This window comes from Chryseobacterium sp. GW821-FHT04C04 (genome assembly GCF_059420365.1).
In genome coordinates this window covers 264477-281356 of record NZ_JBWKTO010000003.1, presented here as the reverse complement: position 1 = coordinate 281356, position 16880 = coordinate 264477, and the positions used below count along the sequence as shown (strand labels likewise).

At 35.9% G+C, this 16880-nt stretch carries 17 protein-coding genes; 7 read left to right on the top strand and 10 right to left on the bottom strand.

Going from position 1 to position 16880, the window contains the following annotated elements:
- Positions 1-130 precede the first annotated feature (130 nt).
- A complete protein-coding gene (gene rho / locus AC07UM_RS11160) occupies positions 131-1954 on the top strand; it encodes a transcription termination factor Rho (protein WP_494683431.1) in 1824 nt (607 codons plus the stop codon).
- Positions 1955-2143: 189 nt separating this feature from the next.
- Entirely contained in the window at positions 2144-2740 is a 597-nt protein-coding gene (locus AC07UM_RS11155; RefSeq protein WP_494683432.1) for a superoxide dismutase, read from the top strand.
- A gap of 72 nt (positions 2741-2812) precedes the next feature.
- Here AC07UM_RS11155 and AC07UM_RS11150 read toward each other — a convergent pair whose 3' ends face one another.
- Together AC07UM_RS11150 and AC07UM_RS11145 are read right to left on the bottom strand one after the other, a co-directional pair.
- Positions 2813-3232: a DUF6146 family protein gene (locus AC07UM_RS11150; RefSeq protein ID WP_494683433.1), complete on the bottom strand. Its 420-nt coding sequence runs from the start codon at positions 3230-3232 to the stop codon at positions 2813-2815.
- 51 nt (positions 3233-3283) lie between these two features.
- Entirely contained in the window at positions 3284-4471 is a 1188-nt protein-coding gene (locus AC07UM_RS11145) for an endonuclease/exonuclease/phosphatase family protein (protein ID WP_494683434.1), read from the bottom strand.
- Between the two features lie 251 nt (positions 4472-4722).
- On the opposite strand from AC07UM_RS11145, the gene AC07UM_RS11140 reads away from it, so the two are divergent.
- The 3 genes from AC07UM_RS11140 (at position 4723) to AC07UM_RS11130 (ending at position 9691) form a co-directional block, all read left to right on the top strand.
- The gene (locus AC07UM_RS11140; protein WP_494683435.1) at positions 4723-7599 is read left to right on the top strand and encodes a carboxypeptidase regulatory-like domain-containing protein; all 2877 of its coding nucleotides are present in this window, start codon (positions 4723-4725) and stop codon (positions 7597-7599) included.
- 26 nt (positions 7600-7625) lie between these two features.
- On the top strand, positions 7626-9032 hold the full coding sequence (locus AC07UM_RS11135) for a DUF5689 domain-containing protein (RefSeq protein ID WP_494683436.1): 1407 nt from the start codon (positions 7626-7628) through the stop codon (positions 9030-9032).
- Between the two features lie 161 nt (positions 9033-9193).
- A complete protein-coding gene (locus AC07UM_RS11130) occupies positions 9194-9691 on the top strand; it encodes a DUF7336 domain-containing protein (RefSeq protein WP_494683437.1) in 498 nt (165 codons plus the stop codon).
- A 51-nt stretch (positions 9692-9742) separates the two neighbouring features.
- Here AC07UM_RS11130 and AC07UM_RS11125 read toward each other — a convergent pair whose 3' ends face one another.
- From AC07UM_RS11125 to AC07UM_RS11095, 7 genes are all read right to left on the bottom strand, one after another.
- Complete coding sequence (locus tag AC07UM_RS11125; RefSeq protein WP_494683438.1) at positions 9743-10294, bottom strand: inclusion body family protein; 552 nt, start codon at positions 10292-10294, stop codon at positions 9743-9745.
- Between the two features lie 276 nt (positions 10295-10570).
- On the bottom strand, positions 10571-11041 hold the full coding sequence (locus AC07UM_RS11120) for a DUF6702 family protein (RefSeq protein ID WP_494683439.1): 471 nt from the start codon (positions 11039-11041) through the stop codon (positions 10571-10573).
- Between the two features lie 58 nt (positions 11042-11099).
- On the bottom strand, positions 11100-11852 hold the full coding sequence (locus AC07UM_RS11115; protein ID WP_494683440.1) for an LOG family protein: 753 nt from the start codon (positions 11850-11852) through the stop codon (positions 11100-11102).
- A gap of 9 nt (positions 11853-11861) precedes the next feature.
- Entirely contained in the window at positions 11862-12575 is a 714-nt protein-coding gene (locus AC07UM_RS11110) for a nucleotidyltransferase family protein (protein ID WP_494683441.1), read from the bottom strand.
- 93 nt (positions 12576-12668) lie between these two features.
- Positions 12669-13076 carry a RapZ C-terminal domain-containing protein gene (locus tag AC07UM_RS11105; protein ID WP_494683442.1) on the bottom strand — a complete coding sequence of 136 codons (408 nt, stop codon included), beginning with the start codon at positions 13074-13076 and terminating at the stop codon, positions 12669-12671.
- A 75-nt stretch (positions 13077-13151) separates the two neighbouring features.
- Positions 13152-13556, bottom strand: a complete 405-nt coding sequence (locus AC07UM_RS11100) for a GxxExxY protein (protein ID WP_494683443.1) — start codon at positions 13554-13556, stop codon at positions 13152-13154.
- Between the two features lie 32 nt (positions 13557-13588).
- Complete coding sequence (locus tag AC07UM_RS11095; RefSeq protein WP_494683444.1) at positions 13589-14614, bottom strand: aminoglycoside phosphotransferase family protein; 1026 nt, start codon at positions 14612-14614, stop codon at positions 13589-13591.
- 240 nt (positions 14615-14854) lie between these two features.
- Between AC07UM_RS11095 and xrtF the strand changes: the two genes are divergently transcribed.
- Positions 14855-15385 carry an exosortase family protein XrtF gene (gene xrtF, locus AC07UM_RS11090; protein WP_494683445.1) on the top strand — a complete coding sequence of 177 codons (531 nt, stop codon included), beginning with the start codon at positions 14855-14857 and terminating at the stop codon, positions 15383-15385.
- The gene (locus tag AC07UM_RS11085; protein ID WP_494683446.1) at positions 15372-15809 is read left to right on the top strand and encodes an exosortase F system-associated membrane protein; all 438 of its coding nucleotides are present in this window, start codon (positions 15372-15374) and stop codon (positions 15807-15809) included. The genes xrtF and AC07UM_RS11085 overlap by 14 nt, the downstream gene beginning before the upstream one ends.
- 18 nt (positions 15810-15827) lie before the next feature.
- Here AC07UM_RS11085 and AC07UM_RS11080 read toward each other — a convergent pair whose 3' ends face one another.
- On the bottom strand, positions 15828-16826 hold the full coding sequence (locus AC07UM_RS11080; protein WP_494683447.1) for a cation diffusion facilitator family transporter: 999 nt from the start codon (positions 16824-16826) through the stop codon (positions 15828-15830).
- Positions 16827-16880: the final 54 nt, after the last annotated feature.

Here is a 16880-nt window from a genome sequence, read left to right as displayed (position 1 = left end):
CTTGGCAAAAATAACATAAATTTTGCACAATTCAAAAATAAGTGTAGATTTGCATTATACAATGTACTTGAAAACCAAAGTCACCGGACTTACTTTTCTTACTCACAATTAATTACATTTTTACATAAATATGTTTAACATAGAAACGTTAAGGTCAAAATCCGTAACGGAACTGACTAAAATCTTAAAAGATTTGGGCGTTAAAGTTGCAAGAACCAGCAATGAAAATGACAAGATCTTTGCTATTCTTGACTTTCAGGCTTCTAACCCTAAAGTTGCAAAAGATTATTTCAACGCCACAGAACCCGCCAGTGTAAATACTGAAGAGGCCTCAGCAGAAAAACCTGCTAAAGCCCCGGTAAGAAAAGCTGCTCCCAAAAAACCAGCAGCCAAGCCAAAAGCAAATACAAATGCAAAAGCTCCGGAAGAACCTAAAGCAGAAGAAAAGGTTCCCGCTGCTGAAGAAATAAAACAAGAAGAGCCCAAAGCTGAACCTGTTGTAACAGCAACTGTAACTGAAGACACATCAGCCGCCGCTCAAGCTAAAAAGAAAAGAAAAAGAGTTTCTCCCAATACAGGTAATACAGAAGTAACCCAGGAAAAGCCAGAAGCTCTAAAAAACACAGAATCCCAAGAGCCTGCTCAGGCAGAAGAAAAGCCTAACACTCCCCCTCAACAATCACAGGCTAACAGACCTCAAAAAGGAAACAACCATCCACAGAACAGTGGAAACCAACATAAAAATCAAAACCAGAACCAACATCAGCACCAAAACCAAAATCAGAACAGACATTCTGAAAAGGCAGAGGAGCAGCACGACCATAAAAAAGAATTTAATTTCGATGGATTGGTAAGTATTGAAGGTGTTTTGGAAATTTTGCCAGATAACTACGGATTTTTACGTTCCTCAGATTTTAGCTATATCTCTTCTCCGGATGATGTATATGTGTCTACAGCACAGATCAGGAATTATGGTTTGAAAACCGGAGATACCGTTAAAGGAATTGTAAGACTTCCAAAAGAAGGTGAGAAATATTTTTCATTATTAAAACCTACAGAAGTTAACGGACGTGACCTTGCATTCATCAAGGACCGTGTTGCTTTTGAATATCTTACTCCACTTTTCCCGGAAGAAAAATTCAATTTAGCAGGAAACGGATCTACGCTTTCTACGAGAATTGTAGATTTATTCGCACCTATTGGAAAAGGGCAAAGAGCGATGATCGTTGCCCAGCCTAAAACGGGTAAGACTATGTTGCTTAAAGATATTGCCAACTCTATTGCATCCAATCACCCGGAAGTATATATGATGGTTCTTTTGATCGATGAACGTCCGGAAGAGGTTACAGATATGGAAAGAAGTGTAAATGCAGAAGTTATTGCATCTACATTTGATGAAGCAGCAGAAAAACATGTGAAAGTAGCCAACCTTGTTCTTGCAAAAGCACAGAGAATGGTAGAATGTGGTCATGATGTAGTTATTTTACTGGACTCTATTACAAGATTGGCAAGAGCATACAATACAGTGACTCCTGCATCAGGTAAAGTTCTTTCCGGTGGGGTAGATGCCAATGCACTTCACAAACCGAAAAGATTCTTTGGAGCAGCAAGAAAAATTGAAGGAGGAGGTTCTCTTACGATCATTGCAACAGCATTGATTGATACAGGATCTAAAATGGATGAAGTGATCTTTGAAGAATTCAAAGGTACAGGTAATATGGAGCTTCAGTTAGACAGAAAAATTGCTAACAGAAGAATTTATCCAGCTATTGACTTGATTTCTTCCAGTACTCGTAGAGATGACCTTCTATTAGATGAAGTGACTTCTCAGAGAATGTGGATTTTCAGAAAATATCTTTCTGAAATGAATCCTGTAGAAGCTATGGAGTTTGTAAATAAGAACATCAAAGGAACTCTTAATAATGAAGAATTCCTGATGTCTATGAATAAATAAATTTAATATTGTTAAATGAAAGCACGGATCATTTTGGTCCGTGCTTTTTGTTGACTGTAAATAAAAAAATAAAACTTAATTCATTCTAAATCAATGTATCAATGTTAAAGATTTATTAAAGTAATCTTCAATCCTTGATAATCCCTTAAATAATGGCTATTTTTGGGTATAACATTAAAAATAAAGATTATGTCATTTGAATTACCAAAACTAGGATATGCATATGATGCATTAGAGCCGACTATTGATGCAAAAACTATGGAAATCCACCATACAAAGCACCACCAGGCATATATTGACAATTTAAATAAAGCAATTGAAGGAACTGAACTAGCAGGAAAAACGATCGAAGAAATCTGTAAGACAGGTACTGACAAGCCAGCAGTAAGAAATAATGGAGGAGGACACTTCAACCACTCTTTATTCTGGGAGATTTTAACGCCGGGAGGAAGCAAAGAACCTGTAGGAAATGTAAAAGCTGCTATCGAAAATTACGGAGGTCTTGAGAAATTCAAAACTGATTTCTCTGATGCTGCTAAAACAAGATTCGGTTCAGGATGGGCTTGGTTAGTAAAAAATGCTGACGGTTCTGTATCTGTTTCATCTACACCTAACCAGGACAACCCACTAATGCCTGTAGCAGATGTTAAAGGAACTCCGGTTTTAGGATTGGACGTTTGGGAGCACGCTTACTATTTAAACTATCAAAACAGAAGACCTGATTATGTTTCTGCATTCTTTGATGTAGTAAATTGGGATAAAGTAGAGGAATTATTCAATAAATAATTTTCAGCTATTATAAAAATGAAAAGGTTCAGAATTATTCTGAACCTTTTTTTATTGAATGTAACTGTAAAGTTATCTTATTGCATCGCTTCCGGATAATCCGTTCATTTTTAATTTATACTTCCAGTTTACATATACGAAAACCTGGTATAATTTATATTCAAACTTGATTCCGTAATTTTCCTGAGGATCATAATCTATTCCGGATTCTATAATGTTTCTATATCGGCCGGAATTATAATAGCTGTTCCATTCGTTGACCAAAAACGTGTTTTTTGTCTTCAGATAAGATTCTGTATACTGGCTGATAGGTTTGGCAACAGCACTCAGAAAATAATCGAACTGAGTATCAATAACCGTAAGATCCCATTCCCCGTCTTCATTTTTAGAAGGCTTCATCTCAGATTGCTCTTTATCTTTCTTTGTGGTTTCCTGAGAAAAACAGCTGAAAGGAATCAAGGCAATCAATACGAATAAAACAATATTTTTCATGATTGAGGTATTTACATAAAAAAAGCACTCCAATAAGAGTGCCTAACTTTTTTATGGTTCTTTCTGAAGAACTACAAATGCCGGGAAGTGATCACTGTAGCCTCCTGTAAACTGGTCTCCGTTCCAGGATCTGAAAGGGTACCCTTTGTAATTTCCTTCTTTATTGACTAAGTAAGCCGGAGCAAAGATTTCTGCTTTGTAAACAGAATATTCTTTAGTTACCTGATCTGAAATGACATTTTTAGAAACTATAATCTGGTCAAACAGGTTCGGTGCATCCTGATAAGCAAGAGAGGCAACACCTTTCTTATATAAAGGATACATCAGATTAAGATAAGGCGTTTCTTCGCTTAAATCTTTAGGACTAGCCTGAGCTTTCAGATGGTTTTTTAAACTTGGACTTACAGGATCATCGTTAAAGTCTCCCATTGCAAAAAGCTTTGTCGTAGGATCTGCAGCTCTTACACTGTCCATTTGTTGCTTTAATAAAACAGCAGCAGCATTTCTTTTAGGTAAAGAAATCGCTTCACCACCTCTTCTTGAAGGCCAGTGGTTCATGAAAAATGCTACTTTCTCATTATCTAAAAACCCTGTTACAACAAGGATATCTCTTGTATATTCTCTTCTTCCGTTGTCACCGTAGATTACCAATTCTTTTTTCAATGAATTGGTAGGGGTGAATCTTCTTTTCTGATAAATTAATGCAACATCAATTCCTCTGTAGTCATAAGAATTGTAATGAATGATTCCGTAATCATATTTTTTTAGAGCAGGTTCGTTCACAAGATCCTGGATGACCTGTCTGTTTTCAACCTCAATTAAGCCTACTACTGCAGGAGCTGTTTTGGTATATTGTGCTCCCATTTCAGAAATTACCTTAGCTTCGTTGGCCAGTTTTGCTTTATAAATCTTTGTTCCGTAGTTCTTTGCGCTTTTTGGAGTAAATTCTTCGGATCCACTTTGTTCTCTAACTACTTTTTTGCCTTTCAAAGCGCCGTCACTCCATGGTCCATCGTATTTTTCAGATTCCAGAATTTTGATAGAGTCTATAGGAATACTTCTGTGGAAAGCCGGATTCTTAATGTCTTTGGTTCCATCGATATAATCTGCTGAGCGGATAGTGTCCCAAAGGTTTTCTACGTTTAAGAAACCTACGGTAGCTACTTTTCTCAGTTTTCCTTGTTGTGAGAATGCCATGATTGAAATAAGGATGGCAAACAGACTTAAAAATCTCTTCATCTATTTAGAGTTATTATTAATACTATTTAATTTGCAAATTTACTTTTTTTTAATTCACTGTATTTTAAATATTTGTAAATTTAAAAGCAACAATGCTATCATCATTTATATAATGATTCTTAAAAGTTTGCAATGTTAAGAAAAATTTACGTTAAAAAAGTTGTGAATTATAAAATTTAACTAAATTTGTGCCCCCAACTTTTAAACTGTTGAGAATTAACAAGAAAAGTATTAAAAAAATAAATATACTCATGATTAAAAAACTATCATTGATCTCTTTATTTACTTTGCTGCCTGCGTCATATTATTATGCACAGACAACAGTGCATGCGTATCTTAAGGATGCGGATGGCAAGCCTGTTGAGCAAGCAAGTGTAGATTTAAAAGGAGCAGGAAATGATGCAAAGGCAGACAAGATCGGTTATTTCCAATTTACTGACTTGATGCCCGGACATTATCAGATTATGGTTACAAAACCAAATTTCGAAACTAAAATTTTTGAATTTGACGTAACTAGTGATGAGAAAAGAAAAGATCTTGGAGTAATTACTCTTTATTCTGCATTGAACGGTGCAGATCAGGGTTTGGCTATTGTAGAAGATTCCGGAGAAAGTGACAGCGGTGGTGCACAGCAAACTGCAACAGTAGGATTACTACAGTCTTCTCAGGATGTTTTCAACAGAATTGCAAGTTTCGATTTAGGACCATACTGGTTCCGCCCAAGAGGGATTGATAGCAGAACAGGTGAGAATATGATCAACGGGGTTTCTATGGCCGCTGCAGATAATGGAGATGTAGACTTCAGTACCTGGGGAGGATTGAACGAAATTACCCGTTATCCGGAAATTTCCGCTAATCATGCGCCTTCAGAATATGCTTTCGGAGGAACTACCGGTGTATTTTATAAGAATACAAAAGCAAGTGAGTACAGAAAAGGAAGTCAGTTGACGTACTCTCTGACGAACAGAAATTATACGAATAGATTGTCTTACAGGTTCTCTTCCGGAATGAATAAGAACGGATGGGCATTTACAGGAATGATCGCGAGAAGATGGGCACAGGAAGGGATTCAGGATGGTACAGCTTATGATGCATATAGTGGATATGTTGGTATTGAGAAGAAATTCAGCGATAGCCATACGATGACTTTAAATGCTATCGGATCTAAATATGCAAGAAGTTCTTCAAGCCCAAGTACTCAGGAAGTATATGACTTCAGAGGAGTTCATTACAACTCTTACTGGGGATGGCAGAACGGAGATAAAAGAAATGAAAGAGTAAAAAGAGGTTTCCAGCCGATGATTCAATTACAGGATTTCTGGAAAATCAATAAAAACTCTCAATTATGGACGTCTGTTTCTTACCAGTTCGGTAAAGAATACAGTTCAAGATTAGATTGGTATAGAGCGAATAACCCGTCGCCAACGTATTACCGTAATTTACCAAGTTATTGGTTAAACTATAAAAATCCGGCTCCGGAACAAGCTGCCAATGTTGGAATCACAAGAGACTGGTGGACGAATGATGACCAATCACACACACAGATCAACTGGGATAATCTTTATAATGCCAACAGGAATGTAGAATATAATGCTACACTTGGTGGAAGAAGAGCTGCTTATTATCTTGTGGATGATGTGAAAGATGATAAAGTATGGAATTTATCTACGCACTATACTTATAACTTTAATGATACTTCCCGTTTCATTTTAAACTTATCTTACCAGAACTACAGATCTGAACAGTACAGAGAAGTGAATGATCTTTTAGGTGCTGATTTCGCCCTGAATATGGACGCGTTTGCATCTAATACAACTGCAGGAAGCGCTTGGGGGAAATTCAATACAAGAGAAAGTGATACTGATGTTGCCAAAAGAGAAGGTGATAAAATCGGATACAGCTATATTTTCAGAAGACAGGAATTTAAAATAAACCCAGCTTTCAAATTCTCAACAGGGAAATTTGATGTTTTTATTTCCGGATTATTCGGTTATACAACAAACAGCAGAGAAGGATTGTTCCAGCACTATTTGTATGAGTCATCTTACGGAAAAGGGGCAGATCAAAACTTCTGGAATGCAGGGGTGAAAGGTCAGGTTACCTATAAAATCAATGGTAGAAACTTCTTGGTTTATAACGGAGCTTACTTTTCTCAGTCTCCTTTCTTAAATGATATTTATTTTAATACAAGAGTAAGTGGTGTTACCACTCCGGGTATCAAGAACGTTGTTATTGATGCAAACGATTTGAGCTATGTAATCTCTACTCCTATTGTTAAACTTAGATTGACAGGTTACCTTGTTAATACTCAAAACGAAACAAGTGTACAGAGATACTTTGCACAGGGAGTTAAGTTGACTACGCTTACTGAAAGCGGAGATCAGGCTCCTATTCAGGATGGTGCTTTTATTACTCAGGTATTGGCAGGAGCCAACAAGAGAAATATGGGTATTGAACTTGGTGCACAGGTGAAAGTTACTCCTACTTTGACAGCAAGTGGATTATTAAGCTTAGGACAGTATACTTATACTAATAACCCTACTGTTTATTTTGCATCTGATGCTGTTGGAACTTTTAGAGAACTTGATGGAAACGGAAATGTAGTATCACGATCGTATACCAACATGGGTGAAGCTACTCTGAAAAACTACAGACAGGGTGGAACTCCTCAGGAGGCATATACTTTAGGTCTTCGTTACAGCAGCCCTAAATACTGGTGGTTAGGAGCGACATGGAATTACTTTGGACATTCGTTCTTAGATCCGTCTCCGGTAACCAGAACTGCCAGATTCTACACAAACCCCAATACACCGGGAGTACCTTATGACAACGTAACCGATGAAGAGCTTGCAAGAGTTCTTACGCCTACAAAACTACCTTCAGCATTCTTCTTCAATGTGAACGCAGGTAAGTCTTGGATGATTGGTAAGTATTATGTATTGGTGTCTGCCTCTGTAAATAACATCCTTAATAACAGAAACTTTATTACAGGTGGATTTGAGCAGACAAGAAACGTTAACTATACTGACTATGCTAATGATTATGACAGCGGAAACATGGTATTCGCTCCTAAATATTGGTATAACCAGGGTAGATCTTATTTTGTGAACCTTCAATTCAGATTCTAAAAAAATTAAATTAAAAATCGAAAACAATGAAAAATATATATTTTAAAGCGGCGATCTTTACTGCCATTTCAATGCTGGCGTTCTCGTCTTGTGTAAAAACCGATGATTATGACGTGCCGGAAATTAAATGTATCAACAAATTTGCAGCAGCTAACCATCAACTATCTGAGCTTGTATCCATTGCAAAAGCAAAACCTGTTGAAGCTGATATCATTAAAGAAGATTATATCGTTGAAGCGTATGTATCTTCAAGTGATGAGTCTGGAAACATCTACAAAATGATGTTCCTTCAGGATAAGCCTGAAAACCCAACACAAGGTATCGAAATTGATATCGACGGAGGAAACCAATATCTTGATTTCCCAACTGGATCTTTAGTTAGAATCAACCTGAAAGGATTGATCGTTCAGGGGGTTAATGGGAATATTAAAGTAGGTTCTTTTGACCCTAACTATCCTATCGGTAGAATCAACCCCAATAAAGTTTCAAATTACATGGCAAGAGTTTGTGATGGACAAAAAGCTGTAGTAACCGCTATCAAGCCATTAGAATTCAACTCTATTGCTGATGCTCTTAAAAATGGTGCTCACATCAATCAGCTTGTAAAAATTAAAAACGTTCAGTTTGAAGAGCCTGAATTGACAAAAACTTTTGCTGATGAATCAGCTACAGGTGACCGTTATATTACGGATAAAAAAGCAGGTAGACTAGATCTTCGTTTCAGCAACTATGCAACATTTGCGAAGTCTCCTATCTCTCCTAAATATGCAAAAAGTGGTGATATCGTTCTTCTTTTAAGCCGTTTTACAAGTTCAAGCAACACTACAACATATACAGAGCAGGCTTATATCAGAACTCTTGATGATATGAACTTCCCTAACGACAGATTCAACCCGGGTGAGCCGGAAGCTCCGTCTGTAAGTGCTGTCAATCTTTTCGCAGGATCTGATTTTGAAAACTGGGCAACGTTCTTAACAAGTGTAAACACCTTCGGACTTAAGCCTTATGCAACTCAAGGTGTCGGTTTAGGATACAACAATACAAACTCACTTCAGATCAAAGGAACACCTACCGCTAACGATTACGTATTTACATCTATCGCTACTACAGGAATTCCAGCGACTCCTAAGAGAATTACAATGTATATCAAAGGTACTGCAACAGGAAAAACTCTTTCTTTCAACGTGTATAAAGCAGGTGGAGGTTTCTACGTATTTAACTTAGGAACATTCTCTACAGGTGCTACTTTAGGAGTAGAAAGTGCTAACTCTTACACAGGATCGATCAATACGAACGGTCAATGGAGATTAGTTGAGCTTACGCTTACAGGTATTGCTGATATTAACACAACAGCTGGAAAAGATATGTTCGCTATCAAAACAGGAACAAGTGGAAATTACGATCTTCAGATTGATAACATCAAAATTGAGTAATACAGTAGGATAGAATATCGTTCTAATATACTTTATAAAAATCAGGCAGCTTGAAAAGCTGCCTGATTTTATTTTTAATAGTGAATATTAAATTAAATCCACTGAGAATTTTATATTTTTATTTCTGAAAATAATAGTAAAATATAGAACTGATATTTAAAATGGAATATTTCATTTATGCCTTAAATCATACTTATACTGATGAGTCCCATACAGCTACCAAATTTCTTGGTTTTTGCAATAGTGTTGAAGGCTTGGAGAAGTTGAAATCCAAAGCGGTTACTCTGCCTGGATTCAGAGATTATCCTGAATGTTTTGTTACGGATTGTTATATTATGGATAAAGTACATTGGAATGAAGGATTTCAGGAGGTTATTGGGGAAATGGGACGTGATTATATTGAGAAAGGTGATGTGATAGATGAAAACTGTATTTCAGTTAAGGGATTAGGCTTGAATACTGTTTTTAGTGTCAGCCATTATTATACAATACACACCTTTCTGGATGATGAAAGATATATTGGAGTATTTTCATCTTTAGAAAAAGCAGAAAATGCTATTGAGGAACTGAAAAACAAGCCTGGTTTTAAAGATTATCAGAATGATTTTGATATTAGTGAATTAGATCTTGATATCCTTTTCTGGTCTACAGGATTTTAAATTATTTAAAAACAAAAACCACTGCACCGGCAGTGGTTTTTTTATTTTCTTTTATTTAACTGTAATTGTTGGATCCCAGTAAAAGTAACCGTACAGAATCTGTTTGTTACTGTCTTTAGGATCTAAAATATAAAGTCCGAACTGTACATAGAAGTTCTCTTTTCCAGTAGATCTTACTTTTGAATCAATACTGGCAAAGCTGATATCTGCAGAGGTGGCAGGGAGGCCGTTTAAAGAATTTACATCCGGTACAGCAGCTTGCTTTCTTCTAACAGAATTGTATACGAAATTATTAAAAACCTGATCTCCGGACCAATATTTAATATTATAAATAATAACTGCGTCATCCGAATTCTGATAGATTGAAGTTCCTCTGAAAGAAACTACATCTCCGGCTCTTGCACTGAAGTTCAGATCAGCTGAACCTTGTCCTGAGATGGCATTGGCATTCGAAACGATCATATGCTGGCTGTTATGATCAATTCCTACAGGTTTATTAGGATCTGTACTGGGACTTTTATAATTTGCTCGTACATAATCCGTGTCTATTACAATCAGGACATCTATTGCCTGGCTGGATGATTTAAGTTCTATATCTTCCATGATACTTAGTTTTAGTTTGGTGTTTTCTTACTCATTGGCTTTTCAGATTTCGCCCCGTTATTTAAGTGATACGGCTTCACCTGTTTGGTTGTAATTACAATACAAATGTACATTGCTGAAAATGAAAATATTAGAGTGTAAATGCTGAAATTTGAGATTAGGTATTTGTACTTAATTTATCTCTTGGATGTGATTTTTTGTTATTCCAAAAAAAATACCCTGAAAAGTTCAACTTTTCAGGGTATCCATTTTATAATGGTTAAATCTAATTCTCGTTTAAAAAGAAACCTCGTTCACTTCTTTTCCTCTTTGAAAATTCATTGTTTTCTGGCTGCCTTTGTAGGCGATATTCACCAGATTGATCTGCTTAGGAAAAGCGCTCAAAAGGATCGTATTTTTAATCTTTAAGGTGCTGATATCCGAAACGCCTCCGGTCTCAAAATACACCCATACAGTTTCTCCACTGACCTGACTTCCTGTGAAGGTAATCGTTTTAGGAGACCCATTGACAAATACATCAAAACTATTGTTCACATATTTTTTTACCTCTGCTTCAAATCCAGCCGTATTAGGGTTAATTTTAATAGCATCAGAGATATGGCTTGTATTCATTTTTGTGGTAAACTTCAATGTTTTGCTTCCATCAATATAGTCAACTTTGGTCATTGAAGAGAAAAAGTCTACATACATAAAACTCGATAACACAAAAAATGTTAAAATACCTGATATATATAAAAGTTTTTTCATCTTAATTAATAGATTTACAATCATACTTGTTAGTTATAGGTCACAAATAATATGCCAATTAAAAATTTACATTCACAGCATACTTATCATAAAAAGCTTTAATATGTGCTACAGCCTCATCAGCAGTATCTACCACACGATAAAGATCCAAATCATCTTCAGCAATCATCCCTTCTTTCAAGAGCGTTGCCTTGAACCAATCTAATAATCCTCCCCAGAATTCACTTCCTACCAAAACGATTGGAAATTTTCCTATTTTGTTGGTCTGAATCAGAGTCATCGCCTCAGTCAGCTCATCCAATGTTCCGAAACCTCCCGGCATCACCACGAAACCTTGAGAATATTTTACAAACATTACTTTTCTTACGAAAAAGTAATCAAAATTCATAGAATAGGATTTATTGATGTAAGGATTAAAATGCTGCTCAAAAGGTAGATCAATATTAAGTCCGATAGATCTCCCTTTACCATTGAATGCTCCTTTATTTCCAGCTTCCATAATCCCGGGACCACCTCCGGTGATAATTCCGAAACCTAATTTGGTGATCTTTTCAGCAATATCTACAGCCATTTCATAGTATTTGTTCTCCGGCTTCAGTCGTGCTGAACCGAATATAGAAACACATGGGCCAATCTTGGCCAGTTTTTCATAGCCGTCTACAAATTCAGCCATCACCTTGAAAACCATCCAGCTGTCTTTGGTGATGGTTTCGTCCCAGGTTTTTTGTCTGAAGCTATTATGTAGTTTTGTTTCGTTTATGTCAAGTTCTGGATTTACTAAACTTTCATCCCTAGTTCCATCAATTTCCATTGCAAAATTTTATTTAAAATGTTTTTCGGCTTCTGTTACGGATGCCGGTCTTCCGACATCAATAAGGATGCTGTCATGTACAAATCCGTGTATATGCTCGGTTTGCATCAAATCCAGATATTCTTCCATAACAGAAAATTTGCCTGTTCTTTTTATTTTTTCAAAGATGACAGGATTGATACAATGAATTCCGCTGAAAGCAAGAGCTTTAAAACCTTTGTTGAATTCTGCCAGTCTCTGTTCTCCTGATTGTACATTCAGCCAGCCTCTCAAAACCATATCATCATTGAAAAGGAGTTTTCTCGAACTTTCTCTGTCCGAAACCGCTAAAGTAGCAAAATCTTTTATCTTTTTGTGGTATTCTACCAACGCATTGATGTTCAGGTCAGTTAGAATATCCGCATTCAAGATTAAAAAATCTTCTCCGTGATCAAGAAATTTTCTTGCAAAAATCAAGCCGCCACCTGTTTCCAGAAGCTCATTAGTCTCATCAGAGATTTCGATTTTGCAGCCGAAATTATTATTTTTATTTAAAAAATCAACAATCTGATCTCCAAAATGATGGATGTTGATGACAAAATCATTTATTCCGAAACTTTTCAGGTATTTGATATTTCTTTCGAGAAGCGGAACTCCGTTTACTTTGGCCAACGCTTTCGGATGGTGATCTGTAAACGGTTTAAGCCTGGTACCTTTTCCTGCTGCGAAAATTAGAGCTTTCATTTTTTATAATTGATAGATGGTAATTGATGAATGATAATACTTTGTATCATAAATAAATGATAATTAAATCATTTATCAATGATCGCTTATCATTTATTTATTCAGTTGTGGTTGTTCATCATGATGAAGGGTGATCTCAGTTCCTTCAGGATATTTTTCTCTGATAAATTCGGCAATTTTTATTGCGGAATATACCGATCTGTGCTGTCCTCCTGTGCATCCGAAATTGATCTGCAGGTGTTCAAAACCTCTTTCAAGGTAATTGTCAATATTAATAGAAACAAGAGATTTTACCAATTCTAAAAAAGTTGGCATTTCTGTTTTTGTTTCCAGATATTCCTGAACTCCTATATCGTTTCCGGTCTGAATTTTATATTCTTCAATTCTTCCGGGATTTAAAATCCCACGACAGTCAAAAGCAAAGCCGCCGCCGTTTCCTGAATTGTCTTTAGGAATTCCTCCTTTCTTGTATGAAAAACTGTGTATCTCGATGTGTAGCATATTCTTTTTTTAATTTTTAAACCATTAAGGTTTATTTAGTTTTTAAGGTAAGTTAAGATTTTGATAAATCAAAATTTAGTCAGGAAGTTCCTTGAAAAATTCCTTGATAAAAGGCTTCATTGACTTTGTAATATTATTCGTGAAAAAATTAATAAGAAGGCCTTGTGGCTTTTTAAGAACTTTCATGTAAGTGAGTAATTGTGCTTCATGAATTGGTAGTACTTTTTCCACAGCTTTTAACTCTATAATAATTGTATCATTTACAAGTAAGTCTACGACAAGTTTTGTTTCAATTTCTATCCCTTCATAATTGATGGGAATATATAATTGTTGTTTAACATCATAACCATTTTTAACAAGTTCGATTTTTAAGCATTCTTCATAAACACTTTCTAGTAGACCAGGACCAAGAATTTTATGGACTTTAATAGCAAAGCCTGTAATTTCATATGACAGTTGAGTAATTTCTTTTTTGGTCATAACCTTAATATTCTTAATAACTTAAAGCTTTCTTAATGGTTTGAATTTATTATTTCCTCAATTTTTTGTTTTGCTCTCTCTGATGTCAACTGCTGAATTACTTTTTTCAGCTCTGGATAGTTGTTCATCTGTTCCCAGGAGCCGGCAAACTGTGTTATATTTTGAATTCCTTTCTCCAGACTGGTCATGAAGTGTTGTTTCCTCTGAATCAATCCTCTGAATCCATAAGCTCCTAAAACCTGTAAAAATCTCATCATTTGAATAGGCATAACTGCATTTCTTAACTGGGTTCTCGTTTCAGGGTTTTCAAACTGCTGAATATAAAAATCCAGCATTTCCTGTTTAAAATCTTCCGGGAAATTGGCTTTAGCCTGGAAAAGAAAAGAGATGACATCATACATTAATGGTCCCTTCATTGCAGACTGATAATCGATGAAAGAAACCTCATTTTTTTCATCTACCATGATATTTCTTGCCTGAAAATCACGAATCATAATTCCTTTAGGTTCAATATTTTCAATGAGTATTGCAATCTTTTTGAATTCTTTCAGAAGAGTAGACTTGTTGTATTCAAGCTCAAGGACATCGGCTACAAAGTTTTTAAAATAATATAAATCATGAATCACGGGAAGTTCATCATAGCTTTCATATTCAAACGTTCTGGAAAAATCAATTTTTCCCTGAGTTTGTATCTGCATCCGGAAAAGCTTTTCTAATGTCTGCTTTACCAAAGATCTTACGGTGGAAGATAATTGTTCCTTGGCGATCACCTCTGAAAGGGTATGTTGGCCCAAAAACTCCTGGATATACATTTTTCTATCTTCAGAAACAGCAAGAATAGAAGGAGTGTTGAGGCTCAGTTCTGAGAATATTTTGGAATAGTAAAGAAAGCTTTCATTTTCCGGAATATTTTCATTGTAAGTAATGATATATTTTTCAGAAGTGACAGTGGCGAGGAAGTTTACCCTCGCAGAACCGCTTTGAGCTAATGTGACGAATTCGGAAGATTTTTTACCCAAATGGTTTTCAAAAAATCGTTTTGCGTTTTCAGAAGTCATAATATGGAAACAAATATACTAAATTAACATGAGTTGGAAATTATAGTTTAAGGAAGTAAAATATATGAGGAAAAGAATATTATCATTATGATATGAAATGAATTGTTGAACATTAGTTTAACTGCATATTTTTAAGAAAATTTTCAATGTCATATCCCGTAATAATGGTATATTATCCTTGGTTTTTAACTTTCTTGATTCAAATTCAGGATATTACAGTCTAATTTTTATCTTTGTACCATGCTGAAAGACTTTAAACCTGTTTTAGGTATTTTACTGCGTTTTATTATTATTTATCTGGTGCTGCTTTTTGCTTATCAGTTCTACCTGAATAGTGGTAAAGACTCCGGGCTGGATTCTTTTTCAAGACTCATTGCCCATCAGGTAGTTGTTCTGCAGAATGCAATAGGGTATCCTTCGGAACTTTATGATGATGTAAAGAATGAACAGGTTTGGTTTTACGTAAACCAACGCTATGAGACGAGAATGGTAGAGGGCTGCAATGCTGTTTCTGTCATCATTCTATTTGTCTCTTTTGTTTTTGCTTTTTATAAAGGGATGAAGACCTTTGCCTTTGTTGGGATAGGATTGGTTATCCTGTATATAATGAATCTTCTGAGAATCATAGGATTGAATATCGTAATGACAGATTATAAAGAGTATGGTAAAATGTTCCATGATTTTATTTTCCCTGCCATCATTTATGGGAGTGTTGTTGTACTTTGGCTGATCTGGATTAAATTTTTTGCGTTAAAACATGAAAATTCTTAACTGGCTTCTGATTATTGCAGGAATCTGCGGATTGATAAGTGTAAGAGTTCTGGAGGACCGTCTTTTTTATGATCCTTTCCTTACTTACTTTCATGAAGCGAATAAAAATATTGAATTCCCTGCATTTGAATGGGGAAAACTGATTCTTGGACATGTCTTCAGATTTGTTTTAAATCTTTTGTTTTCCTGCTTGATTATCTATGGCTTATTTAAAAGCAAACAATGGCTGGTACAGGGAGCAATGATGATACTAATTGTCTTTGTAATTGCTCTGCCTATTTATCTGTATTGTATTCATGATCAATTTGAAATAGGATATCTTTTTTCTTTCTATATGAGAAGATTTGTGATCCAGCCCTTGATTATCCTGTTGATTGTCCCCATGTTTTATTACAGAAAGCAGATGATTGCTAAAGGCGGCTGAGAATATGAATTGCGTAACCTATTCTGCAGTGTGCTTATCAACGCTGGTTATATTTTCCGGAGTCCATTCTACACGTTTTACGAAATCTTTTTCACGGACAGGACATTCTCTGATCTGGCAGACCGGGCATGAAATAGGTTTACAGTCGTCCATATGAAAATTGAACTCAATATTTCTTTTCATATTTTTAGCAAGAAGGATAATTACTTTTTCCATTTCGCCATGAGCATCCCGAAGATCATAATACCACGGAAGGGTAATATGAGCATCAATATGAAGAGAAGAACCGAACTGCTGAATTTTCATATTGTGTACATCAATCCATTCTATGTGTCTGTTTTCTTCAAGGATTCTGATCACCTGGTTTAGTATTTCTGGATCCTGTTCATCCATAATACCGCTTAACGATTTTCGGACGATTTTATAACCTACAAAGATGATATAAAGCCCAAAAGTTAATGCTACTGCAGAGTCGAGCCAATAGATTTTGGTGAAATAAACGATCACTAAGCTGGCTACCACACCAAGGGTTGTAATGGTATCAGACTGCAGATGCTTTCCTGATGAGATAAGGACCAAAGAATTTTCTCTTTCTCCCTTTTTTATAGAAATATATCCCAGAAGATAATTAATAACGGCAGTGGCAGCAATGATCCATATACCCAGATCTATTTTGCTGAGCGTTTTTCCTACGATAAGACTGTGAATCCCTTCATAGATAATCATAATGCCGGCAATAGCAATCAGGGCGCCCTCAATCCCGGAGGTGACGAATTCTACTTTTCCGTGGCCGTACGGATGGTCTTCATCTTTGGGTTTGGCCGCAAGATGAAGGGAATAGAGTCCCATGAATGCACTGATGACATTGACGATACTTTCCATAGCATCGGAAAATACAGCGTCAGAATTGGTGAGCTTCCAGGCAATAATCTTTCCTACGAAAAGGATGACTCCAAATGCTGCGATCAGCTTTTGAAATCCTATTTTCTCTTTGTGGGTATTTTTCTGGGTATTCATAAAGTGTTTGATAAAAAAAAGAATCTCAATTCTGAGACTCTTTTTTATTTTGTT